Here is a 23,045-nt window from a genome sequence, read left to right as displayed (position 1 = left end):
CTTTGACGCGGTGATCCTCGACAGGTTTGAACCCCTCGACCAGCAGCTGCTGCAGGCGCTGCAGTTGGACGGCCGCGCCTCGTTCCGGCTGCTCGGCCAGGTGCTCGGCGTCTCGGACCAGACCGTGGCGCGACGCTACGCGAAGCTCCGGTCGGCCGGTCGCGCACGGGTTCTGGGGCTCACCGACCCGTTGCGCCTGGGTGAGGTCTCCTGGGTGCTGCGCATCCGCACGACTCCGGACGCGGCCCTGCCGGTGGCGCAGGCGCTGGCCCGCCGCGAGGACACCTCGTGGATCCACCTCACCTCCGGCGGAACGGAGATCGTCTGCTCCGCCCGTTCCCCGCTGGTCCAGGACGACGACTCGCTGCTGCTCGCGAAGCTTCCGCGGACCCAGCGCATCGTCGACCTCAGCGCCCAGCAGGTCCTGCACGTCTTCCACGGCCTGGCCGAGTCACCGCTGCTCAAGAGCGGGATCCTCGGCCCCGACCAGGTCGCCGCCCTCACCGCCGGTGTCCCCCTGGTCGAACCCCGCGAGAGCCCGGTCGTGACCGACGAGGTGGACGCGGCGGTTCTCGACGTGCTCGCGATCGACGGGCGGGTCCCGGTCGAGGAGCTCGGCGCCCGCACGGGGGTTCCGACGTCGACGGTGCGCCGTCGGATGGACGCCCTGCACCGCGCCGGCGTCCTGTACTACGACGTCGACTTCGACCCCCGTCGGCGTGACACCGGCTACCCCACGATGGTGTGGCTCTCCATCGCGCCCGCCGACCTCCCGGCGGCCGGGGAACAGCTCGCCGCGCTGCCGGAGAGCGCCTTCGTCGCCGCCACCACCGGCCGCACGAACCTCTACGCGTCCCTACTGAGTTCCGGCAGCACCGAGGTGTACCAGCTGATCAGCGGCCCGCTCGCGGCCCTGCCCGGGGTCCGCGACATCGAGTCCGCCCCCGTCCTGCGCGCGGTCAAGGCCGCCGGCTCCCTCACCGGCCGCCCCTGACCCACCCGCCTCCTCGACGATCGAGGACACCGCGAACGGCGCTCGAACGGCGATCCCTAGGGTTGCGGGTCGCGGGCGTCGTAGTGCACGAAACGCCGCTGCCACCGGGCCAGCGAGAGCACGGCGACGACGCAGGCCGTCCCACCCGCGAGGGCAGCGAACCCCTCGCCGATCCCGGACGCGGTGGAACCGAGGACGAGGTCCCCCAGGCGCGGACCGCCCGCGACGACGACGATGAACACCCCCTGCAACCGGCCGCGCAGCGCGTCCGGGGTGGCGACCTGCAGGATCGTGCCGCGGAAGATCGAGCTGACGGCGTCAGCGGCGCCGGAGACGGCGAGCAGCAGGACGCAGAGGACGAGTTTCGCGGAGACCCCCTGCGGGACCAGGACGAGCACCGCCCCGAACGCGGCGACCGAGACGCCGTAGACGGCGACGCAGCCGATGACGACCGCACCCTGGCGACGCACCGACCCCAACGGCCCGGAGAACAACCCGGCCAGCACCGAACCCAGCGCGAACCCCGCACCGAGGATCCCGACCGTCCGCGCACCGCCGCCGAGCTCCGCCGCCCCCAGCGCGGGGTAGAGGACCCGGGGCATGGCGAAGACCATGGCGCAGAGGTCGGCGAGGAAGGTCATCCGGATGTTCGGACGGGTCCCCAGGAACCGGATCCCCTCCAGCACCGATCGCAGTCCCGGCCGTTGCGACCCCCCGAGGACCTCGGGAGGCATGGCGGGCAACCCGTACACCCCGGCCAGCGCGGCGACGAACGTGACCGCGTCCACGGTGTAGGCGGCCTGGAAACCCCACGCCCCCACGAGGAGTCCCGCCAGCAGCGGCCCGATCGTCAGGGCGATGGCGTTCGTCATCCCGGACAGCGCGTTGGCCGCGGGCAGCACCGCCCGCGGGACGATGCCGGGGACGATCGCCGACCGGGCCGGGTTGTTGATCGCGAACGCCGCGCTCTGCAGCGCCACGAGGCCGTAGAGCAGACCGACGGAGTCCAGGTGCGCCCAGGCCTGGGCCGCGATGGCGATGGAGAGGACCCAGAGCCCGACGGAGGCGAACAGCGCCACCCGCCGGCGGTCGTGGGCGTCGACGAGGGAACCGCCATAGAGCCCCAGCCCGACGAGGGGGACGAGGGCGAAGATCCCGACGAGTCCCACGGCGAAGGTCGAGGAGGTCAGGGAGTAGACCTGCAACCCGACGGTCACGACGGTGAGCTGGGTGCCGATGGCGGCGAGCGACTGGCCGACCCACAGCCGACGGAACGCGGGGACCTCGCGCAGCGGCGTCGTGTCGACGAGGAACCGGCGGCGGGTCGGTGCGGGACCGGGACTCGGGGGGCCGGATCGCGCCGGCGGTGGACTCACCTGGTCAGGATAGGTCGTGTCCCGGGGCTACTTCAGCGCGGAGGACGGGGCGTGGGAAGTCCCCGGGCGCTTCCGCCCCCACGACGGCGCTCGCCGTCACGGTGCGGGCCGGTTGGACAGACCGGCGCCCGGGGACCCGGTGACTGCCGTGATCTCGCCGCGCTGCGCGGGGCGACCAGAGCGGTCCGCGTCCGTTCACGCAGCTGCTAGCGGGCAGCCACCTCACGCGTCCCAAGAGAAACCATTCTTCGGACCACCTCCTCTCCCGTGTAGGTCAACGGTAAGACCGCTCCCGCGCCGTTGTCACGCCGAATTCCGAAGAAGTTCCCCGACCGCCGGAGCGGACCCGGCGACGGGGCGGCTTGTGGCGTGCCGCACCCGTGTCCTACAGTTCGACCCGGCACAGTTACTGTCAGAACCACCCTTACTGAGACCGGGGCCGCGTTCCATGAGCACCACCGAGCAGCAGGCGATCCTCGTCGCGGTATCGACGGTGATCTTCGCGTTGCTGCCCGACCGGGAGGGGAACGTCCGGGTGCACCTGCCGCTGGTGCGCCGCACCCGCGCCCCCTTCGCCGACCGGTGGGCGCTGCCGGGCGGCTGGGTGCGCACGACGGAGAGCCTCAGCGACGCCGGACGGCGCACCCTGGCCGAGACGACGGGGCTGCGCCCGAGCTACCTGGAGCAGCTCTACACGTTCGGGCAGCCGGACCGCTCCCCCGGTCAGCGCGTCGTCTCCGTCGTCTACTCCGCCCTGGTCAGGAACCACGAGGCCGCGGCCGCGGTCGAGGGCGAGAACGTCCGCTGGACCTCCGCCGACGACTGCACGGGCCTCGCCTTCGACCACGACGAGGTCGTGCAGTACGCGCTGTGGCGGTTGCGCACCAAGGTCCAGCACGCGCACGTCGCCCTGCACTTCCTGGGCGAGCAGTTCTCCCTGGCGCAGTTGCGCGAGGTCCACGAGGCGATCCTGCAGCGCCCCCTCGACCCGGCGAACTTCCGTCGCCAGGTCGAGAGCTCGGGAACCGTCGTGTCCACCGGGGAACGCCAGACGGGCGGCCGGCACCGGCCGCCGACGTTGTACCGGGCGGTGGTCCCGGACGGGGTCGCCGGCCCGCTGATGACCGCCGGTCCGCTCGCGTAGCGCCCCGGCAACGTTCACAGGAACTCCTCGAGAAACAGGCCCGTCACGATGGCGTCCGTCCCCACGCAGATCGCCCTGCTCACCCGCGCCCCCGATGGCGCGGACAGCACCTGCGACCCCGACCTGCCCACCGCCCCGTGGCAGTTCGACGCGGTCCCCGGCCGGCCCCTGCCGTTGCCGACCTACGGCGCGGGAGCCTCCCGCCAGGACCCGGCCCCGGCCGACTCCCCGGTGCAGCAGCAGATCCCGGCCGAGTACCGGCTGCTGCCCGCCGAGGAGCTGGACCGCCGGATCCTGGCGGCGAAGGCGACCCTGGGACCGCGCGTGTCGATCCTCGGCCACGCCTACCAGCGCGACGAGATCGTCCGCTACGCCGACTTCGTCGGGGACTCCTTCCAGCTCGCGCAGCAGTCGCAGCAGCACCCGGAGGCGGAGTTCGTCGTCTTCTGCGGGGTGCACTTCATGGCCGAGACGGCCGACCTGCTGACCACCCCGGACCAGCCGGTCATCCTGCCGAACCTCGCCGCGGGGTGCTCGATGGCCGACATGGCCGACATCGACTCCGTGCAGGCCTGCTGGGAGCAGCTCGAGGCGCTCTACGGCACCGAGGCCGACGCCGACGGCCGGGTGCCGGTCATCCCCGTGACCTACATGAACTCCGCGGCCGCGCTCAAGGGTTTCTGCGGCGCCCACGGCGGGATCGTCTGCACCAGTTCCAACGCCCGCGAGGTCCTGGAGTGGGCCTTCGAGCGGGGACAGCGCGTGCTGTTCTTCCCCGACCAGCACCTGGGCCGCAACACCGCCAAGGCCATGGGCGTCGACGTCGCGCGGATGCCGGTGTGGGACCCGCGCAAACCGCACGGCGGGAACTCCGCGGAAACCCTTCAGGGCGCCCGGGTCGTGCTGTGGCGCGGGTGGTGCTCGGTGCACCAGCGGTTCACCGTCGACCAGATCGCGCAGGCCCGGGCGAGGAACCCCGACGTCCGTATCGTCGTCCACCCCGAGTGCCCGATGGAGGTCGTCGACGCCGCCGACGAGGCGGGTTCCACGCAGTACATCCAGAAGGCGGTCGACGCCGCCCCGGCCGGGACGGCGTTCGCGATCGGGACCGAGGTCAACATGGTCCGTCGCCTCGCCGACACCCGGCCCGACCTGACGATCGAGTGCCTCGACCCGGTCGTCTGCCCCTGCTCGACGATGTACCGCATCCACCCGGCCTACCTCGCCTGGGTGCTCGAGTCCCTCGTCGAGGGCCGGGTCGTCAACCAGGTCAGCGTCGCCGCCGACGTCGCGGGCCACGCGCGCACGGCGGTGGAACGCATGCTGGCCGTCCACCCGTGAACCGCCGCCGCGAACTCGTGGAGGAGCTCCACGTCGACGTCCTGGTCGTCGGCGCCGGGATCGCCGGGCTCACCGCCGCCCTCGAGGCCGCCCACCACGGCAGCGTCGTGCTGGCCACGAAGACGGAGCTCGGCGACGGCAGCACGCACTACGCCCAGGGCGGGATCGCCTCGGCCGTCGGGCCGCAGGACGTTCCCGCGCACGTCGCCGACACCCTGGCCGCCGGCGCCGGGTTGTCGTCCCCCGCTGCGGTGCAGGCGTTGTGCGAGGCCGGTCCGACCGCCGTGCGGGTCCTCGCCGAGCGCGGGGTGGAGTTCGACCGCGGCGCCTCCGGGGGCTGGGCGCTCGGTCTGGAGGCCGCGCACTCGACCTCGCGCATCCTGCACGCGGGCGGTGACCGGACCGGTGCGGCGATCTCCGCCGCGCTCGCCGCGGCCGTGCGGCGCAGCGACGTGACGATCCGCGAGCAGACCTTCCTCGCCGGGCTGCGGACCGACGGCGGTCGCGTCGTGGGTGCCGACCTCGTCTCCGGTGCGGAGGAGGACGGGGCCACCCACGTCCTGCGCGTCCACGCCGGTGCCGTCGTGCTGGCCACCGGCGGGGCGGGACAGTTGTTCAGCCACACCACGAACCCGCCGGTCGCGACGGCCGACGGCCTGGCCGCCGCGTTCCGTGCCGGTGCGGCGGTCGCGGACCTGGAGTTCTTCCAGTTCCACCCCACGGTCGCCGCCGTCGCGCACCCGTTCCTGGTGTCGGAGGCCGTGCGCGGTGAGGGCGCCGTGCTGCTCGACGCCGCCGGTGAACGGTTCACCCTCCGGGTGGACCCGCGGGCCGAACTCGCCCCGCGCGACGTCGTCGCCCGGGCCATCGCCGCCGCGATGGCCGAGCACGGTGGGAAACCCGTCGTCCTCGACGCCACCGGTGTCGCCGCGACCCTGGGGAAGCCCTTCGCGCAGCGGTTCCCCGGGATCGCGCAGTTGTGCCGGGAGTCCGGCATCGACCCCGAGACGACACCGATCCCCGTCACCCCCGCCGCGCACTACTGGATGGGCGGGATCCGCACCGACGCCGTCGGGCGCACCACGCTGCCCGGGTTGTGGGCCGCGGGCGAGGTCGCCTGTTCCGGGGTCCACGGCGCGAACCGGCTCGCGTCGAACTCCCTGCTCGAGGCGCTCGTCACCGGTGGTCAGGTCGTGCGCGACATCCGCGAGAACGGCGTCGCCGCGGCGGAGTTCCCCGAGGACGAGGTCGTCGAGGTGCCCGGGGCCGCGCTGCCCGTCGCGTCCCACGTCGGCCGCCGTGACCTGCAGTCGGCCATGTGGGAGCACGCGGGTGTCGTGCGCGACGCCGCCGGGCTCGCTGTGGCGATGAAACTGCTCACCCCGCAGGAGGACCCCGTCGAGATCCTGTCCGAGGACCTCGACGTGCCCCGCCACACCCGCGAGGACGCCAACCTCGTGCTCGCCGCCCACCTGCTGGTCGCCGCGGCGACCGCGCGGGAGGAGAGCCTCGGCGCGCACTTCCGCAGCGACCACCCCACCGCACCGGGGCACGCCCGCCGCCGGTCCTTCCGGAGGATCCCGTGAACACCCCTGACTCCGTCGTCGCCCTCGCGCTGGCCGAGGACGCCCCCTGGGGCGACGTCACCAGCGAGTCCCTGCTGCCGCCCGACGCGCTCGCCGACGCGCAGCTGGTGGCCCGCGAACCCGGCGTCCTGGCCGGTGCGGCCTGCGCCCGCGCGGCCTTCACCCGGACCGCGGACCTCACCGGCGGTTCGCTGGAACTCCTGGAACTCGCTGAGGACGGCACCCGGTTCGGGGCCGGGGACGCGCTGGGCCGGGTCCGGGGAACCGCCCGGGGCGTCCTGCGCGCCGAACGCGTCGCCCTGAACCTGCTGCAGCACCTGTCCGGGATCGCGACCCACACCGCGACGTTCGTCGACCTCGTCGCCGGGACGAACGCCCGCGTCGTCGACACCCGCAAGACGACCCCGGGGATGCGCGCGCTCGAACGTGCGGCCGTGCGGGCCGGGGGCGGGCACAACCACCGCTGGTCGCTCTCCGACGCCGTGCTGGTCAAGGACAACCACCTCGCGGTGCTGCTCGCGCAGGGCATCGACGTCACCACGGCGCTCGAGGGCGTCCGGGCGCAGGTCCCGCACACGACGACCATCGAGGTGGAGGTCGACCGCCTCGACCAGCTCGAGGCGGTCCTCGCCGCCGACGTCGACGTCGTCCTGCTGGACAACTTCTCCCTGGCCGACCTGGCCGAGGGGGTCCGCCTGGTCCGGCAGCGCTCGCGGGCCCTCGTGGAGGCCAGCGGCGGCGTGCGGGTCGACACCGTCCGCGCCATCGCCGAGACGGGGGTCGACCTGATCTCCGTGGGCGCGCTCACCCAGAACTCCCGCACCCTGGACCTGGGGCTCGACACCACGGTCAGCGCGTGATCTACCTCGACCACGCCGCGACCTCACCGCCGCGCCGGGAGGTGCTCGAGGCCGTCTGGCCGTACCTGACCCAGGTCACCGGGAACCCCTCCAGCAGCCACGAGGTGGGCCGGGCCGCGAAGGCGGGGCTGGACGCGGCGCGCCACGCCGTCGCCGAGGTCCTCGGGGCCCGTCCGGGGGAGGTCGTGTTCACCTCCGGCGGCACCGAGGCCGACAACCTGGCCATCACGGGGATCGCCACGGCGAACCCCCGTGGCCGCCACGTCGTGGTCTCCGCGATCGAGCACCCCGCCGTCCTGGAGACCGCGTCCGCCCTGCGGGAGAGCGGGTTCGAGGTCGACGTGGTCGGGGTCGACGGGGACGGCCTGCTCGACCTGGCCGCGCTCGACGCGGTGCTGCGCCCGGACACGACGCTCGTGTCGGTGATGTACGCCAACAACGAGATCGGGACCGTGCAGCCGCTGGCCGAGATCGCGGCCCGCTGCCGCGCGTTCGGGATCCCGTTCCACACCGACGCGGTGCAGGCCGCCGGGCACCTGCCCCTGGACGTCGCGGAACTCGGCGTCGACGCGTTGTCCGCGTCGGCGCACAAGTTCGGCGGGTTGCGCGGTGCGGGGTTCCTCTGGGTCCGCGGCGTCGTCCCGCTGGCGCCCGTCCTGCACGGGGGCGGGCAGGAACGCGGGCGACGCTCGGGGACCTCCGACGTCGCCTCCGCGGTGGGGACCGCCGTCGCCCTGCACGCCGCCGCGACCACCCGGGAGGCCGAGGTCGCCCGGCTGACGGCGTTGCGGGACAGACTGATCGACGGGGTCCTCGCCACGGTCCCGGGGTCCCGCCTCACCGGCCACCGCACCCGACGCCTGCCCGGCCACGCCTCCTTCTGCTTCGCGGGCGTCGGCGGCGAGACCGTCCTCGCGGAGCTCGAGCAGGTCGGGATCGTCTGCTCCAGCGGGTCGGCCTGCGCCGCCGACTCCGACGACGCCTCGCACGTGCTGCTGGCCACCGGGATCGACGCCGACCTGGCCCGCACCGCCGTGCGCTTCACCCTGGGCCCGACGAGCACCGCCGACGAGATCGACGCGGTGCTGGCCGCCCTGCCCTCCGCCGTCCAGCTCGCCGGCCAGCTCGCCGTCCGGTGATCCGCACCTTCGCGCCCGCGGACCTGCCCGCGGTCCAGGCGGTCTGGGCCGCCTGCGGTCGGGAGCCCCTCCCCGCCGACGAACTCGCGGCGATCCGTGGGCACGCGCCGGAACTGCTGCTCGTCGCCGAGGTGGCGGACGGGATCGCCGGAGTCGTGGTGGGCACCACGGACGCCCGCCGCGGCTGGATCCACCGTCTCGCCGTGCTCCCCGCCCACCGCCGGCGGGGACTCGCCGCCGCCCTGGTCGCGGAGCTCGAGGGACGTTTCGCCGGGCGCGGCCTGCCCCGGGTGAACCTGCTGGTGATGCCCGAGAACGAGGCGGGACGGCGGTTCTGGGCCCGGCTCGGCTACCTCAGCTGCCCCGACGTCCTGTGCACGAAACCCCTGCCGTCCTCGCGGGAGGTCTGATCACACCGCGGTGAAGCGGGACTCCCGGAGGAGTTCCCACGGGCCGCCGAGGTAGCGGTGCACCGCGAGGCCGCTCACCTGCACCGTCCAGGGCACGAGGTCCCGGCCGAGCTCCTCGACCGTCGAACGGGCCACCTCGGGGGTCACGAAGTTCTGCACCGTGACGTGCGGGCGGAACCCCTGGCCGTCCTGCCGGGTCAGCCGGCTCGCGAACTCCGCGGCCAGCCCGGCCCGGACCCGGACCAGCCCGGGTGAGTCCAGGACGAGGGCCGCGCCGCGCCCCAGCGACCGCACCCCGCTCACCTCGGCCCGGGGCGCCGCACCCGCGCACGCGCGGTCCAGGGCGGCGCACACGTCGTCGAGAGCCTCCCCCGGCAGGGCGTGGAAGAGGGTCAGGTGGGCCGCGAGCTGGTTGCGCTCCGGCGGGAACCACCGCTCACGCAGCCGGTCGAGGCCCGCCTGGGTCGCGACGTCGAACGTCGCCGTGACGACGAGCGGCCTCATCCGCGGACGTGGGCCAGCCCGACGACCGTCCCGAAGACGCCCGACGCCGTGCAGAGGACGGCGAGCGCCAGCGCGAGGGTCCACCAGCCGCGGTCCGGGTGTCCGGAACGCAGCGCGCGCACCCCCAGCACCACCACCACGACCCCCATGACCAGTCCCAGCGGGGCGAACGCGAGCGAGACGACGAGCCCCGCGACGGAGGCGACGACGCCGGCGATCGCCCCGGTGTTGGTCGGCTGGGTCTTCTGCTGCTGCACGGTCCCACTCTGCCACCCGCGCCCGACCCGACGGCAGCGGTCCTGCTCCACCACGGCGGCGGCACGCGCGGGCGGACACCCTCGGGGTGAACGCACGAGACCGCCGCCCCCGGGTGGGGACGGCGGTCTCGTCACCGCGGGAGGGTCAGCCGACGGTCAGGACCGTCGAGCGCGTGGTGTCGCCGTAGCCCACGGTGCCCAGGTAGGGCGTCGAGGGGTCCAGCCCCGACCAGGCCAGCGTGTACGTGACCTGGCGACCGGTGGTCACCGGCAACGGGTCCGGCGTGGCGGCCAGGGTCCCTGCCTTCGCGTCCGGCCCGAGGACGAAGGAGGTGAACGTGAACCCGATCGACGACGTCCCCGGAGCCGGGGCGTAGCCGTCGACGACGAGGACGTAGTTCCCCGGGTCGACGAAGTCGTCGATCCGTTCGTCGGTGGACGCGGAGGCCGACAGGTCGAGCAGTTCCCCGGCGGCGGAGTAGAGGTAGAGGTCGACGTCGGACCCGGCCTCCCCGCGCAGGTCGAAGCGGCTGAACGTGGTGCCCTTCGGGATCGTCACGGGGAACTCGACGCTGTCCCCGACGGCGACGGAGCCCGCGCTCCGCTTCCCGGCCACGAGGCCGGTCGTGGTCAGGTCGAGGTCACCCGTGAAACCGGGGGTGACACCGACCTGGACGGAACCCTTCGCACCGGTCCCCGCGACCTCGGCCGGAGCCGCCAGCGGGATCGGTCGCACCGCGATCGGCGAGCGGACGGTGAGGCCGTCGCCGCCCTTCCACGTCAGCGAACCCGAGGCCCAGGTGTTCAGCGCCGCGGTCGTGCGGGTCAGGGTCACCCGGAACTGCGCGCTCTGCCCGGCGTCCAGCTTCAGGACGCTGGGCTGGACCTGGACGTCGAACCCGGCGAGTTGGGCCGTGGCGTAGTAGTACCCGCCCGTGGTGGCCGTCACCGTGCGCGTCACGGTGCGGGCACCCGCGAGGTCGCCGTCCGCGATCGAGGCCTGGTTCAGCTCGCTCGGGTCGATCGCGCCCACGCCGGTCCCGGTCGCCACGCCGGAACCCTCGAGGTAGCGCAACCAGTCGACCGGGGTCGAGTCGTAGACCAGACCCGGGGTCAGCATCTTCGTCGGGTCGACGAAACCCGCTCCCCCGGCGAACGGGTCGAGGGCCGGGGTGCCGTCGGGACCGAGCAGGTTCCGCGCGGTCGTCATGAGGGCCGACTTCACCGTCATGGGCGTGAACTCCGGGTGCGCGGCGTAGTACAGCGCCGCCAGGCCCGTGACGTGCGGGGCCGACATCGAGGTCCCCGACTCGGGGGCGAACAGGTTGCCGCGCGCGCCGTCCGCGACGGGCGAGTAGCCCGCCACCACGCCGGAACCCGGGGCGGTGAGGTCGGGCTTGAGGAGGTCGCCGCCGTCGACCAGCGCGGGCCCGCGCGAGGAGAACGCGGAGATCTGCGGAGCCGGCGTCGGGGTGCGGGTGGTGTTCCCGGGCTGGAAGGACACCGTCGCGTTGGTGCGGTGCGTCCGCAGGTACCCGAGGAGGGTCTTGCCGGCCCCGGCGTCCAGGTGGACCGTCGGCACCGCGTGCGCGTCGGGTTCCAGCGAGTTCGGCGTCGGGTTGTAGAGGACCATCCCCACCCCACCGGCGCGGGCGACCTCGGCGGACTTGTCGACGCGGGCCGTCACCGCCCGCTGGCAGAAGACGACCTTGCCCTTCGTCTTCACCGGGTCCAGCGACCCGGCGAGGCAGATCGCGGCGTCGTTGGCGGTCTTCCCCGCGGCGGCCACGTCGGAACCCAGCACGAGGCGGGTCGTGGGCAGCGGTTCCTGGGTCAACCGGGCCCCGACGAACTTCCGGCCGTCGCCGAGCACGACGGTGCCCTCGCGCAGCACCGAGGTGGCGGCCGCGACGGTCGTCACCCACGGGCTGGCGTGCTCGGTGGTGGAGACGGCCGGGCCGGAGTTCCCGGCCGAGGCGGAGACGAAGATCCCGGCGGAGGCGGCGACCATGAACGCGATCTCGACGGGGTCGGCCGCCGTGCTCGACGCGCCGGAACCGATCGAGTAGTTGATGACGTCGACGTTGTCGGCGACGGCCTGGTCGATCGCGGCGATCAGGTCGGAGGTCTGGCAGCCGTTCGTCCCGTCGTCGCCGGTCCAGCAGACCTTGTAGACGGCCAACGCGGCGGCGGGGGCGATCCCGGTGACGTCGCCGTAGGAGTCGCCGTCGATGGTGGCGGGGACGCCGTTGCGGCCCACGGCCGTCGTGGCCGTGTGGGTGCCGTGGCCGTCGCTGTCGCGGGCGGAGGTGAACTCGCCCTCACCGAGGGTGTGCACCGCGGTGTACCCGTCGGAGAACGCCCGGGCGCCCACGACCTTCGTCGTGCAGGAGGCGGCGGTCCACCGCTGGCCGGTCTCGCAGGTCCCGGTGTAGGTGCCGCCGTCGGCCTTCGCCATCCGGATCGTGCTGCCGCTGCGGTAGGCGCCGTAGGGTTCGCCCGCGGGAGCCTCCGTGGGCAGGGCCGCGCCGGCGACGGAGGGGTGCTCGGGCCAGAGCCCGGTGTCCAGGTCGGCGACGACGACACCCCGGCCCGCCTGCTGCACACCGCCGAGGCGGCTCCAGACCCCGTCGGCCCCGGTGAGTCCGAGGTAGTCCGCGGTCGTGCGGGCGGGGGCGGTGGCCGTGCTCGCAGCACTGGTCGTGCTGGTCGCGCTGGTCGCCGCGGCCGAGGCCTCGGCGCTGCTCGTGACCAGGTGCCGCTCGACGTCGGGCGCGACCGAGACGACCCCCGCGGTGGTCGCGAGCTTGGTCGCCTGCGCGCCGGTGAGCTTGGCGGAGAACCCGTTGAGGGCGACCGTGTAGCGCTGCAGCGGGGCGACCCCGACGCTGTCGGCGACCTTGGTCTGGGCGGACAGCAGCAGGTCGCGGTAGCGCTGGGTCGTCGACCGGGTCATGTCCAGGTCGCCACCAGCCGACTTCAGCTGCGGCAGACCGGGGAGGGAACCGTCGTACGTCGCGATGGGGTCCCGGGCGAGGGTGACGACGTAGTCGCCGTCCCGGAAGGCCGAGGCGGCCGGGGTGGGCGTGGGGGCGGCGTTCGCGGTCAGCGTCGGGACGAGGGCCAGGACGAGGCCGGCGCCCAGGGCGAGGGTGAGCCGGACGGGGCCGCGCCGGCCGCCCTCCGGTCCTGCGGGTGGGTGCGGACGGGGGACGACCATGACGGCCTCCAGGGTGGAACAGGAGCGACGGTTGACGTGTCGTGTGCACTAAGTGACGTTCGGTAATTCAGTGACGACGGAGTGCAGCCAACCGGTTACAGCGCGTGGCGTCAAGGTGACCCGGGGCACTCGTTCGCTCCACCGGACCGTCCGAGCTCTCCAACGACGCTCCGTAGTCTGTCCCCGTGCAGACGTTCAGCGACCGACGGACCACCCGCACCACGACGGGCCACGCCACCCAGCGCCCGGGACGGCGCCGCGCCGGGGTGCTGCTCCTCGCCGGGCTGCTGACCCCCGTCCTGCCCGTGCTGACCGCCGGTCCCGCCGCCGCCCACGACCGCCTCGAGTCGACCGACCCCGCCGACGGCTCGACGCTCGACGTGGCACCGGACGCGGTCGTGCTGACGATGTCGTCGGCGCCGCTGGCCCTCGGGACCCAGGTCCAGGTCACCGGCCCGGCCGGCGTGGTCTCCTCCGGCGAACCCCGGATCGTGGACGAGACGATCACCGAGCCCCTGACCGGCGACCTCCCCGCGGGTAGCTACGAGGTGCAGTGGCGGGTCACGTCCTCGGACGGGCACCCGATCTCGGGCAGCTTCACCTTCACCGCGACGGGGGCGGCGACCCCGACGGGCACCACGACCCTGGACCCCGTGCCCACGGCCGCCCCGAGCTCGAGCAGCCCGGGAACCTCGACGGCCGGGACCGTCGACCCCTCCAGGCCCGACTCCGGCAGTGGCGACGGCGCGGGCAACGGCGCCCTCATCGCCATCGCGGCGGCGATCGTCGTCGTGGGGGCCGGCACGGGCGGGATCATCGGCTACCGGCGCCGGCAGCGCTGACCGCAACCCGCCGTCCGGCCCGCTCGAGGCGCAGGTCGACCAGCCAGACGAGGATCGTCAGGACACCGAACCCCGCCCCCACGGCCGAGACGAGGGCCCAGCCGCCCGCCCCCCAGGCCGCCGAGCCCACCGCGGACCCGAGCGCGCCGCCGACGAAGTACGTCGTCATGTAGACGGAGTTCAGCCGGGAACGGGCCGCCGGGCGCAGGGGGTAGACGACGTTCTGGTTCGAGACGTGGACGGCCTGCAGGAACATGTCGGCCAGCCCGAACCCCAGGACGAAGAGCAGCAGCGACGTCAGCCACGTCGAGGCGGAGAGCCCCAGCAGCCCCCAGGTGAGCACGAGCCCGACGGCCCCGACCCCCGTGGTGAGCTGGCCGCGGCCCGCGTCGGCCATCCGTCCGGCGACCGAGGCCATCGACGCCCCCGCCACCCCGGCGAGGCCGACGAGGCCGATCTCGAGCTCCGACATCCCGAACCGCGGACCGGCCAGCAGGAACGTCGTCGTCGCGAACAGCACCGAGATCCCGGCGAAGCCCAGTCCGCCGAGCAGGGCGCGGGTCCGCAACCGCGGCAGTTCTGCGACGAGACGGGCCCCGGACCGCAGCGTGGCGAGGTAGCCGCCCGTGGCCTGCGGGACGCTGCTGGGCAGCTTGCGCCGCAGGACCACCGCGATGACCACCAACCCGACCGCGACCACGGCGTAGGGCGCGTGCCAGCCCGCGACCTGCGCCAGCGCACCCGAGACGCTGCGCGCCAGCAGGGCCCCGATGAGCAGCCCGCTCATGACCGTCCCGACGGCGCGACCCTCCCGGCCGGGTTCGGCCAGTTCCGCCGCGAAGGGGACGAGGACCTGCGCCGCGACGGAGAACACCCCCGCGATCGCGGTCCCGAGCACGAGCACGGCGTAGTTCGGGGCGAGCGCGCAGACGGCGTGCCCGGCCGCCGCGAGCAGGGCCAGGACGGTGAGCAGCCGGCGACGCTCCAGCAGGTCCCCCAGCGGGACGACGAGCAGCAGCCCGAGGCCGTAGGAGACCTGGGCCACGGTCACCAGAGCAGCCGCCCGGCCGTCGCTGACGGCGAGGTCGCCCGCGATGGTGTCCAGCAGCGGCTGGTTGACGTAGTTCCCCCCGACGGTGAGTCCGGTGGCGACGGCCATGACGAGCAGGAGCGGTCGGGTCAGCACGCCACCATCGTCGTCTGCCCCGGGTCCGACTGTCCAAGCGGTCGAACCGGCTCGATCGATCGCTGATCGCGATCGACGAGTGCCGCCGGGGATATCGTCGGCCGGTGACCCCCCTGCAGCTGCGCTGCGTCCTCGCCGTCGCCGACGGCCTGCACTTCACCCGGGCCGCCACCGACCTCGGCATCGCGCAGTCCGCCGTGAGCCACCAGGTCGCGACCCTCGAGGAGGAGCTCGGGACCCCGCTCTTCGAGCGCACCAGCCGACGGGTCCGGCTCACCGCGGCCGGTGAGGCGGTGCTCCCCCGCGCCCGCGCGGTGCTCGCGGAACTCGACCGGTTGCGCACCGACGTGGTCGCGGCCTCCGGCGCGATCGAGGGCCGGCTGCGGATCGGCACGATCCCCACGCTGCCCGACCTGCGGATCCACGAGGTGCTCGCCGCGCTGCACCGCAGTCACCCCGGGATCCGCGCCACCGTCACCGTGCACAGCAGCGAGGTGTCCCTGGCCCAGGTGGCCGCGGGGACCCTGGACGTCGGCGTCGCCGGGTTCCCGCTGGACTCCCCACCCACGGGCGTGGAGGTCGAGGTGCTCGCCACCGAACGGCACGTCGCCGTCGTCGCCGCCGGGCACCCGCTGCGGACGCGCCGCCGGGTCCGGCTGCGCGACCTCGCCGGCCTGCCCTTCGTCGACTTCCCGGCGGGTACGGGGGGACGGCGCCAGAGCGACGAGGCCTTCACCGCGGCCCGCCTCGCCCGGGACGTCGTGGTGGAGACCGACGACCTCCCGCTGCTGCTGGACCTCGTCCGCTCCGGCCTCGGGGTGGCCCTGCTCCCGGCCTCCGCGGTGGGCCCGGCCCAGGGGGTGCACACCCTGACCGTCACGGACGGGCCCGCCCGGCGCAGTTGCGTCCTGCACGCGGGACCGGGGTCGTCGGCCGCGACCCGGGCGTTCCTCGCCGAACTCCGCGGGCACCTGAACCGCGAGGGTGGTTGACCACTCGTAACTCACGGTGAGAACGTTCTCAGTCCTCGACACCGACGTCTGGAGCGCTCCGTGCAGAACCCCACCCGGAAGAACCTCACCCGACGCACGATCCTCGCCGGCATCGCCACCACCACCGCCGGGCTCGCGGCCCCGGCGGCGCAGGCGGCCGACCGGGGTTTCCCCTGGGCCGACCGGGCCGGGAGCGCCTGGCGGGCCTCGACCTGACGGGGATCCCCGTCGGCGCGGGCCGTCCCTACCGCCACGGGCTGCGCGATCTGACTGCGGCGCAGCAGCTCTACCGGACGAGCGCCGGAACGACCGGTCTCCCCGGGTTCGCCTCCGCCCCGCTCCCCCCGTACGCCGGCGGCGGCGACCTGTTCCACGACGACAACGAGTGGGTGGGACTGCTCGACGTCCGGGCCCACGGGATGGCGCCGAACCCCACCGCCCTGCGCGAGGCGCGCAGGATCTCCGACCTCGTCGAGTCCGGCTGGGACGTCGACCCCACGCACGCCGATCCCGGCGGGGTGTTCTGGACGCAGGCGCCGTGGAGCACCGACCGCAACACCGTGTCGAACATGCCCGGGGCGGAACTCGCGCTGCGGTTGTTCCAGCTCACCGGCGAACGCCGCTACCTGGACCGCGCGCAGAAGTACCACACCTGGACCAACCGGTACCTGCAACGTCCCGACGGCCTGTACTCCGACCACCTCGGCCTCGACGGGACGATCGAACCGACGGTCTGGTCCTACGACCAGGGGGTTCCCGTCGGGGTGAACACCCTGCTCCACCGGGCGACCGGTGAGCGCAGGTACCTGCGCGAGGCGCGCCGCGTCGCCGACGCCTCGATCGCCTACTTCGTCGACGGCGGTCGCGTCGACGACCACCCGCCGTTCTCCAACTCGGTCTGGTTCAAGAACCTGCTGCTGCTCGAGTCCGTCGTCGGCGGCTGCACCTACCGGAACGCGATGACGGCCTACGCGGAGCGGGTCTGGCGCCACCGCCGCGACCCCGCCACCGGGTTGTTCCACTTCCCGCACGACGGCGTGCTGGACGGTTCCACCCAGCTGCTCGAGCAGGCGGCGGTGGTGCAGGTGTTCGCGGTGCTGGCCTGGGACCCCGCCGACCACGCGACGCTGTCCTGAGGCGAGCACCTCGGGGCGATCGGCCCGGGAACGAGAAGACCCCCCACCGCACGGTGGGGGGTCACTCGGCGCTGCGGGGTCCTCAGGGGACGATGAGCCCCACGGTCTGGGTGCGCGCACGCTCGAAGCGCGAGGCGGCGTCCGCCCAGTTCGCGACGTTCCACCAGGCCTTGACGTAGTCCGGCTTCACGTTCTTGTAGTCCAGGTAGAAGGCGTGCTCCCACATGTCCAGCACCAGCACCGGCACCAGACCCAGGGCGATGTTGGACTGCTGGTCGTAGAGCTGGACGTTGACGAGCTTCTGCCCGATGGAGTCCCAGGCCAGGATCGACCAGCCGGAGCCCTGGATGCCCAGCGCGGTGGCGGTGAAGTGCTTCTGGAAGCCCTCGAAGGAGCCGAAGCTGTCGTCGATGGCCGCGGCGAGCTCACCGACCGGCTTGTCGCCGCCGTCGGGGCTGAGGTTGGGCCAGAAGACGGAGTGGTTGACGTGTCCGCCGAGGTTGAACGCGAGGTTCTTCTCGTGCAGGTTCACGGTGGCGAAGTCGTCGCTGGAGCGGGCTTCGGCCAGCTTCTGCAGGGCGGTGTTCGCGCCGGCCACGTAGGTGGCGTGGTGCTTGTCGTGGTGCAGCTCCATGATCGCCCCGGAGATGTGGGGTTCGAGCGCGGAGTAGTCGTAGGGAAGGTCCGGAAGCGTGTAGTCAGCCATGCGTTTCCTCTTCACTCCTCGTCAACGTGACGTGCGTGGGGCGAGAGCCGGCGGCACCGACCCCGCCTCGCACCGTGACCATCGCGCAGCCACGAGGGGTGCGCAACCGGCGGTGGAAAGCGTCTCACCGCGTGATCACCCCCGGCGCGCCGGGGTCGGCCCGGGACGAGCACCTACGCTGGGGCCATGAGCACCGTGCCCGAGGCCGTCGGGGACCCGAGCCGGAACGCCCCCGCGGCCGGCGTCCCGGTCGTCGGCTTCGACCTGGACATGACGCTGGTCGACTCCAGCGACGGGATCGCCGCGACCCTGCGGGCCGTGCTCGCCGAGGTCGGCATCACCGTCACCGCCGCGGACACCTGGCCCTACGCCGGGATGCCGCTCGAGCTCATCCTCGCGGGCCTCGCCCCGGGGACGCCCGCGGCGACGATCGAGACCCTCACCGCGCGCTACCGCCAGCTCTACCCCTCCCTGGGGATCGTCTCGGTGCGCGCCTACCCCGCCGCCGCCGCGGCCCTCGCCGCACCGGCCGCGCACGGTGGGCGCAGCGTCGTCGTCAGCGCCAAGCACACCCCGAACGTGCACCGCGTCCTCTCGGTCACCGGCCTCGCCGGGGCGGTGCAGGACACCGACGTGACCGGCGACCTCTTCGCCGAGGCCAAGGGGCAGCGGCTCGCCGAGCTCGGAGCGACGGCCTACGTGGGCGACCACCCGGGTGACGTCCGGGCCGCGCAGGTGGCCGGAGCCGTCTCCGTGGCGGTCACCACCGGCTCCCACGACGTGGCCGCGCTGCTCGACGCGGGAGCCGACGTGGTGCTCGCCGGCCTGGAGGACTTCCCCGACTGGCTCGCCACCCACGCCGCCGACCTGCAGAACGGGAAGCGCGCGGTCCCTCTCCCCCGTTAACCTGGGGGAGACCGCCGGTACGGCGCGTCCCGGGCTCCTCGCCCGCGGGTGCACCGCAGCCGGCTCTCACGACACCGAACGCACACCCGCCGGAGCGCGCGGAGACCCCGCAGCGCCCGCACCGCAAACTGGAGAAGGTTCCTGTGCCGACTGGCAAGGTCAAGTGGTTCGACGCCGACAAGGGATTCGGCTTCCTCGCCGCCGAGGACGGCGCCGAGGTCTTCGTGCACGCCTCCGCGCTGCCCACGGGCACGGCGACCCTGTCCAAGGGCAGCCGCGTCGAGTTCGGCGTCGTGCAGGGCAAGAACGGGACGCAGGCGCTCTCGGTGCGCCTGCTCGACCCGGTGCACTCGGTCGCCCGCGCCACGCGGAAGAAGCCCGAGGACATGGTCCCGATCGTGGAGGACCTCATCAAGCTGCTCGACGGCGTCTCCGGCACGCTGCGCCGGGGTCGCTACCCCGACAAGAACGCCGCCGGGAAGTTCGCGACCGTCCTGCGCGCCGTCGCCGACGACCTCGAGGCCGGCGCGTGAGCGAGGACACCGCGGACACCGCGGACACCGCTCCCGGCGCGAAGAGGGCGAAGCGCGCCCGCAAGCCCTCCCTCGACGCCGCCGCGGGCGGTGCCGTCGAACTCGCTCGCGCCGCGGCCGAGGACGTCGCCGAGGCGGGCAGCGTGGGTGAGCACCTCGACGCCTCCGCCGAGGGCGACCGGATCGTCAGCCACGCCTTCGCGTGCCTGCTGCCGGGCTACCGCGGCTGGCGCTGGACGGTCACCGTGACCCGCGCCTCCCGCGCGAAGAACGTGACGGTCAACGAGGTCTGCCTGCTGCCCGGCGAGGACGCCCTGCAGGCGCCGACGTGGCTGCCCTGGGACCAGCGCATCGCCCCCGGCGACGTCGGCCCGCAGGACACGCTGCCGCGCCGGGAGGACGACCCCCTCCTCGACCCGGGCTACGAGTGGACCAGCAACGCCGACGCCGACGAGCTCGCCCTCTGGGAACTCGGTCTGGGTCGCGAGCGCGTCCTGAACCTGGCGGGCCGCGACGAGGCCGCGACCCGCTGGTACGAGGGTGACCGCGGCCCGAAGAACGAGATCACCGAGCACGCCAAGGCGCCCTGCTCGACCTGCGGGTACTTCCTCCCGCTCGCCGGCTCGCTGCGTCAGGTCTTCGGCGTCTGCGCGAACGAGTGGTCCCCCGAGGACGCACGGGTCGTGAGCCTGGACCACGGCTGCGGCGCGCACAGCGAGACCGACGTCGAGGTGACCGCGGACGCCCCCGCCGTCCCGCTGATCGACGACCTCGACCCGGAGGGGTTGGAGCTGGTCCCCTCGGGGACGGGCGCCGACGAGCCGCTCGAGGACGAGCTCACCGCCGGAGCCGGCAGCTGACCGACGCCCACGGGGTCGATCCGTTCGGCACCGCCGCCCTGCGTGCCCGCGTCCTGGCCGCCTGGAACGACTCGCCCGCGCGGCTGCGCGAGGACGCCAACGCCGAGGAGGACGCCTCCCTCGGCGCCTACCGCGACCGGCTCGTCGTCGAGCTCGCCCAGAACGCGGCGGACGCCGCGTCGGCCGCGGGCGTCGAGGGCCGGCTGCTGCTGCGCCTGCTCGACGACCCGGCCGGGGGTCCGGGCCGGTTGCTGGCCGCGAACACCGGCACCCCGCTGGACGCCGCCGGCGTGCAGGGTCTCGCGACGCTGCGGGCGAGCGCCAAGCGGGACCCCGCCAGGGCGGTCGTCGGCCGGTTCGGCGTGGGTTTCGCCGCCGTGCTCGCGGTCTGCGACGATCCCGCGGTCCGGTCGGTCCCGGGTGCCGTGCGCTTCTCCCGCAGCGCGTCCGCCGACCTGCTGAGGTCACGGGGCTCCGCTGCGCTGGTCGCCGAGGTGGACGGTCGGGACGGTCACGTCCCGGCCCTGCGGCTACCGTTCCCGGCTCCCGACGCAGCGGCCGTCCCCGCGGGCTACGACACCGTGGTGGAGCTGCCGTTGCGCGACGCCGACGCGCGGGACGCGGTCGAGGCGCTGCTCACGGGGTCCCTCGGGGGTGTCGACGACGTGCTGCTGCTGGCCCTGCCGACGCTGGCCGAGATCGTCGTGGAGGTCCCGGGTTCGCCCCCTCGTCGCCTCGCCGACGTCCACGAGCGGTGGCGGGTCCTGCGCCGCAGCGGTCGCCACGACCCCGCCGACCTCGCCGACCGCGGGGTCGAGGACCGGCGGCGCCTCGGCTGGCAGCTGACCTGGGCGCTGCCCACCGTGGCGGAGGCCCGGACGCCCGGGGTGGTGTGCGCCCCGACCCCGACCGACGAGGACCTCCCGTGGCCCGCGGTGCTGGTGGCGACGTTCCCGCTGGGTCCCGACCGGCGCCGGATCGCGCCGGGACGGGCCGCGGACGTCCTCCTCGACGCCGCCGCCGACGCGTTCTGCGCGCTGCTCAGCGAACTCGCCGGCGACGGCGGGGACGCCCTCGCCCTGCTGCCCTACGGCGCCGCGGCGGGTCGCGTCGACGCCGAGCTGCGGCTGCGCGTCCTCGACCGCGCCCGGGACGCCCCCGTGCTGAGTGCGGTGGAACGCGTCGACGGCGCACCGATGCTGCTGCGGCCGAGTTCCGCGGTGGCGCTCACCGGTGCGGGGGCGGACGACCCCGCCCTGCTCGGGGCCCTCGCCCCGGCGTTGGCCGGTCTCGTGGCGGCACCGCGCGCGGTGGACCGCCTGCTCACCGAGCTCGGGGTGACGCGCCTCGGTCTGGCCGACGTGCTGGACCTGCTGCCCGGTCTGGACGCCGAGGGCAGCCGCGAGCTGTTCGCCGCGCTGGCCCCGCTCGCCGCGGACCCCTCCGCGCGGGAGGCGATGTCCGGGCTGCCCGTCCCGCTGCTCGACGGGCGACGCGTCCACGGGGCCCGCGGGACGGTCCTGCTCGACGACCCCGACCTCCTCGGGACGCAGGCCGCGCAGGTCTTCGCCGCGCACGGTCTGCGGGTCGTGGACCCGGCCGCCTCGCAGGGGCCGGCGCGGGACCTGCTGGTGCGGCTCGGGGCCCGTGAGGGCGGGGCGTGGGCCGTGCTCACCGACCCGGCGGTCCGCGCCGCGGTGGCGGCCTCCCCCGACGCCGAGGATCCCGACGAGGTCGCCGCGGCGGTCCTCGACCTCGTCGCCGCCGTCATCGGCTCGCAGCCGGGCTCCGCGGCCGAGGAGGAGACGGTCCTGCGGACGGCGCGGGAACTGCCCTGGCTGGCCGACCTGGCCCTGCCCGACGTCGAGGACGACCTCGCGCCGGCCGGCGCGCTGCTGCTGCCCGGGACGCTGGCGCAGCGGGCCTTCGACCCCGACGACGTCACCCCGGTGTCTCCGGAGACGCTGCAGGAGTGGGGGTCCGACGTCCTGCGGGCCGTCGGGGTGCTGTCCGGTCCGGCCCTCACCCACGTCGCCGAACTCGACCTGAACGACCTCGAGGGCGCCGACGACGCGGGGCTGGCGGGTTTCGCCGACTACGTCGAGGACGTCTGGGCGGACCTGGTGGAGGAGGGCGAGGCCCTCGTGGCCGACGTCGTCGTCGTCCGCGACCTGGACCTGGTCCTGGACGCCTGGCCCGAGGTGCTGGCCGACCTCGCGGGGTCACCGACGGGGCTGCAGGCTCTGACCGGTCCGTGGACGCTCGGCGCGCACCGGCGTCAGGGTCTGGTGGCGTGGTGGCTGCGCCGTCACGGCCCGCTGCCCGACGTGTCCCGCGCCCCCGACGGCACCGCCCCGTCGTGGCTGCCGCTCGCCCCGGAGTGGGTCGCGCCGCTGCCCCCGCTCGCCCGGCGTGCCCTCGGCGTGCTCCCCGACCTGGCGAGCGCGAGCGCCGAGGACCTCCCCGGGCTGCTGCGGGCCAGCGCCGGCTCCCCCCCGGCCGCCGTCGACCTGATGCTGCTGTGGGCCCTGCTGGGTCGCTCCGCGCAGGCGGCGGTCTTCGCTGCGCCGCAGCGGTTCGCCGCCCTCGACGCGGCCGGTGCGGTGGTCGTGGCCGAGGCGGACGACGTCGTCGTGGTCGACTCCCCCGCGTGGGCCCAGCGCACCGACCTGGGGCCCCGGCTGCTGGTCCCCGCCGCCGTGGCGACCGCGGTCGCGGACCTGCTGGAGCTCGACCTGAGCTCCGAGCGCGGCGCGGGTCGGCTGGAGCACCCCGTCGGGGAGTCGCGCCCGGTTCCCGCGACGGTCGGCGTCCTCGCCGCGGGCGTCCCGGCGACCTGGTCGCGGGTCGCCTCGTTGCGGTGCGACGGGCAGCCGGTGCGCTTCTGGGTGACCGCGGAGGACGAGGTGATCGCGGTCGACCCGGCCGCCGCGGCCTGCGGGCTGGCGCAGGTCGCGGGTGCGTGGCCGTTGCGCGGGGCGCTCACCGAACTCCTGACCACCGACTCACCGGCCGCCGTGCTGGGCGCGGAGCTCCCCGGCCTCCCCTGAGCG

21 protein-coding genes are annotated in these 23,045 nt (G+C 74.5%); 15 read left to right on the top strand and 6 right to left on the bottom strand.

What is annotated here, in order from left to right; genetic code table 11:
* Positions 1–10: 10 nt before the first annotated feature.
* Positions 11–994 carry an Lrp/AsnC family transcriptional regulator gene (locus tag OG218_RS21675; protein WP_328295293.1) on the top strand — a complete coding sequence of 328 codons (984 nt, stop codon included), beginning with the start codon at positions 11–13 and terminating at the stop codon, positions 992–994.
* Positions 995–1,050: 56 nt separating this feature from the next.
* Here OG218_RS21675 and OG218_RS21670 read toward each other — a convergent pair whose 3' ends face one another.
* On the bottom strand, positions 1,051–2,370 hold the full coding sequence (locus tag OG218_RS21670) for an MFS transporter (RefSeq protein WP_328295292.1): 1,320 nt from the start codon (positions 2,368–2,370) through the stop codon (positions 1,051–1,053).
* 448 nt (positions 2,371–2,818) lie between these two features.
* Here OG218_RS21670 and OG218_RS21665 point away from each other — a divergent pair, with 448 nt between their 5' ends.
* Genes OG218_RS21665 through OG218_RS21640 form a run of 6 tightly spaced genes read left to right on the top strand, consistent with a single transcriptional unit; the run spans position 2,819 to position 8,850 of the window.
* Positions 2,819–3,514, top strand: a complete 696-nt coding sequence (locus tag OG218_RS21665) for an NUDIX hydrolase (RefSeq protein ID WP_328295291.1) — start codon at positions 2,819–2,821, stop codon at positions 3,512–3,514.
* A 48-nt stretch (positions 3,515–3,562) separates the two neighbouring features.
* Positions 3,563–4,855 carry a quinolinate synthase NadA gene (nadA, locus tag OG218_RS21660; RefSeq protein WP_328295290.1) on the top strand — a complete coding sequence of 431 codons (1,293 nt, stop codon included), beginning with the start codon at positions 3,563–3,565 and terminating at the stop codon, positions 4,853–4,855.
* Positions 4,852–6,441 carry an L-aspartate oxidase gene (nadB, locus tag OG218_RS21655; RefSeq protein WP_328295289.1) on the top strand — a complete coding sequence of 530 codons (1,590 nt, stop codon included), beginning with the start codon at positions 4,852–4,854 and terminating at the stop codon, positions 6,439–6,441. Before nadA ends, nadB begins: the two co-directional genes overlap by 4 nt.
* The gene (gene nadC / locus OG218_RS21650) at positions 6,438–7,301 is read left to right on the top strand and encodes a carboxylating nicotinate-nucleotide diphosphorylase (protein WP_328295288.1); all 864 of its coding nucleotides are present in this window, start codon (positions 6,438–6,440) and stop codon (positions 7,299–7,301) included. Before nadB ends, nadC begins: the two co-directional genes overlap by 4 nt.
* A complete protein-coding gene (locus OG218_RS21645) occupies positions 7,298–8,440 on the top strand; it encodes a cysteine desulfurase family protein (protein WP_328295287.1) in 1,143 nt (380 codons plus the stop codon). Before nadC ends, OG218_RS21645 begins: the two co-directional genes overlap by 4 nt.
* Complete coding sequence (locus OG218_RS21640) at positions 8,437–8,850, top strand: GNAT family N-acetyltransferase (RefSeq protein ID WP_328295286.1); 414 nt, start codon at positions 8,437–8,439, stop codon at positions 8,848–8,850. Before OG218_RS21645 ends, OG218_RS21640 begins: the two co-directional genes overlap by 4 nt.
* On the opposite strand, the gene OG218_RS21635 is transcribed toward OG218_RS21640, so the two are convergent.
* From OG218_RS21635 to OG218_RS21625, 3 genes are all read right to left on the bottom strand, one after another.
* Positions 8,851–9,354 carry a 2'-5' RNA ligase family protein gene (locus OG218_RS21635; protein ID WP_328295285.1) on the bottom strand — a complete coding sequence of 168 codons (504 nt, stop codon included), beginning with the start codon at positions 9,352–9,354 and terminating at the stop codon, positions 8,851–8,853.
* A complete protein-coding gene (locus OG218_RS21630; protein ID WP_328295284.1) occupies positions 9,351–9,611 on the bottom strand; it encodes a hypothetical protein in 261 nt (86 codons plus the stop codon). Before OG218_RS21630 ends, OG218_RS21635 begins: the two co-directional genes overlap by 4 nt.
* Before the next feature lie 145 nt (positions 9,612–9,756).
* Positions 9,757–12,831 (bottom strand): S8 family serine peptidase, encoded by a 3,075-nt coding sequence (locus tag OG218_RS21625; protein WP_328295283.1) that lies wholly within the window; start codon positions 12,829–12,831, stop codon positions 9,757–9,759.
* 185 nt (positions 12,832–13,016) lie between these two features.
* Here OG218_RS21625 and OG218_RS21620 point away from each other — a divergent pair, with 185 nt between their 5' ends.
* The gene (locus OG218_RS21620) at positions 13,017–13,673 is read left to right on the top strand and encodes a copper resistance CopC family protein (RefSeq protein WP_328295282.1); all 657 of its coding nucleotides are present in this window, start codon (positions 13,017–13,019) and stop codon (positions 13,671–13,673) included.
* On the opposite strand, the gene OG218_RS21615 is transcribed toward OG218_RS21620, so the two are convergent.
* Entirely contained in the window at positions 13,645–14,859 is a 1,215-nt protein-coding gene (locus tag OG218_RS21615; RefSeq protein WP_328295281.1) for an MFS transporter, read from the bottom strand. The genes OG218_RS21620 and OG218_RS21615 overlap by 29 nt on opposite strands.
* A 104-nt stretch (positions 14,860–14,963) precedes the next feature.
* Here OG218_RS21615 and OG218_RS21610 point away from each other — a divergent pair, with 104 nt between their 5' ends.
* From OG218_RS21610 to OG218_RS21600, 3 genes are read left to right on the top strand one after another with little or no spacing between them, the layout of a single operon-like run.
* Positions 14,964–15,851 carry a LysR family transcriptional regulator gene (locus OG218_RS21610; protein WP_328295280.1) on the top strand — a complete coding sequence of 296 codons (888 nt, stop codon included), beginning with the start codon at positions 14,964–14,966 and terminating at the stop codon, positions 15,849–15,851.
* A 60-nt stretch (positions 15,852–15,911) separates the two neighbouring features.
* Positions 15,912–16,067 carry a hypothetical protein gene (locus tag OG218_RS21605; RefSeq protein WP_328295279.1) on the top strand — a complete coding sequence of 52 codons (156 nt, stop codon included), beginning with the start codon at positions 15,912–15,914 and terminating at the stop codon, positions 16,065–16,067.
* Positions 16,025–16,987, top strand: a complete 963-nt coding sequence (locus OG218_RS21600) for a glycoside hydrolase family 76 protein (RefSeq protein WP_328296276.1) — start codon at positions 16,025–16,027, stop codon at positions 16,985–16,987. Before OG218_RS21605 ends, OG218_RS21600 begins: the two co-directional genes overlap by 43 nt.
* Positions 16,988–17,069: 82 nt before the next feature.
* On the opposite strand, the gene OG218_RS21595 is transcribed toward OG218_RS21600, so the two are convergent.
* Positions 17,070–17,693 (bottom strand): superoxide dismutase, encoded by a 624-nt coding sequence (locus tag OG218_RS21595; RefSeq protein ID WP_328295278.1) that lies wholly within the window; start codon positions 17,691–17,693, stop codon positions 17,070–17,072.
* Positions 17,694–17,879: 186 nt separating this feature from the next.
* Between OG218_RS21595 and OG218_RS21590 the strand changes: the two genes are divergently transcribed.
* The 4 genes from OG218_RS21590 to OG218_RS26710 all read left to right on the top strand — a co-directional run bounded on the left by OG218_RS21590 (position 17,880) and on the right by OG218_RS26710 (position 23,042).
* Entirely contained in the window at positions 17,880–18,599 is a 720-nt protein-coding gene (locus OG218_RS21590; RefSeq protein ID WP_328295277.1) for an HAD family hydrolase, read from the top strand.
* 143 nt (positions 18,600–18,742) lie between these two features.
* On the top strand, positions 18,743–19,132 hold the full coding sequence (locus OG218_RS26715; protein WP_380157520.1) for a cold-shock protein: 390 nt from the start codon (positions 18,743–18,745) through the stop codon (positions 19,130–19,132).
* Complete coding sequence (locus OG218_RS21580) at positions 19,129–19,992, top strand: DUF3027 domain-containing protein (RefSeq protein ID WP_328295276.1); 864 nt, start codon at positions 19,129–19,131, stop codon at positions 19,990–19,992. The genes OG218_RS26715 and OG218_RS21580 overlap by 4 nt, the downstream gene beginning before the upstream one ends.
* Positions 19,989–23,042: a sacsin N-terminal ATP-binding-like domain-containing protein gene (locus tag OG218_RS26710; RefSeq protein ID WP_442906536.1), complete on the top strand. Its 3,054-nt coding sequence runs from the start codon at positions 19,989–19,991 to the stop codon at positions 23,040–23,042. The genes OG218_RS21580 and OG218_RS26710 overlap by 4 nt, the downstream gene beginning before the upstream one ends.
* The last annotated feature ends 3 nt before the right edge of the window (positions 23,043–23,045 follow it).

The organism is Kineococcus sp. NBC_00420 (assembly GCF_036021035.1).
Classification (GTDB): domain Bacteria; phylum Actinomycetota; class Actinomycetes; order Actinomycetales; family Kineococcaceae; genus Kineococcus.
Note: the sequence above shows the minus strand (reverse complement) of the source record. Positions and strands in the feature narration are given on the sequence as shown.

Excerpts from the sequence above, each read along its gene's own strand:
- OG218_RS21665 (WP_328295291.1), top strand. The coding sequence starts at position 2,819 with ATGAGCACCACCGAGCAGCAGGCGATCCTCGTCGCGGTATCGACGGTG.
- nadA (WP_328295290.1), top strand. The coding sequence starts at position 3,563 with ATGGCGTCCGTCCCCACGCAGATCGCCCTGCTCACCCGCGCCCCCGAT.
- OG218_RS21635 (WP_328295285.1), bottom strand. The coding sequence starts at position 9,354 with ATGAGGCCGCTCGTCGTCACGGCGACGTTCGACGTCGCGACCCAGGCG.
- OG218_RS21625 (WP_328295283.1), bottom strand. The coding sequence starts at position 12,831 with ATGGTCGTCCCCCGTCCGCACCCACCCGCAGGACCGGAGGGCGGCCGG.
- OG218_RS21595 (WP_328295278.1), bottom strand. The coding sequence starts at position 17,693 with ATGGCTGACTACACGCTTCCGGACCTTCCCTACGACTACTCCGCGCTC.
- OG218_RS21590 (WP_328295277.1), top strand. The coding sequence starts at position 17,880 with ATGAGCACCGTGCCCGAGGCCGTCGGGGACCCGAGCCGGAACGCCCCC.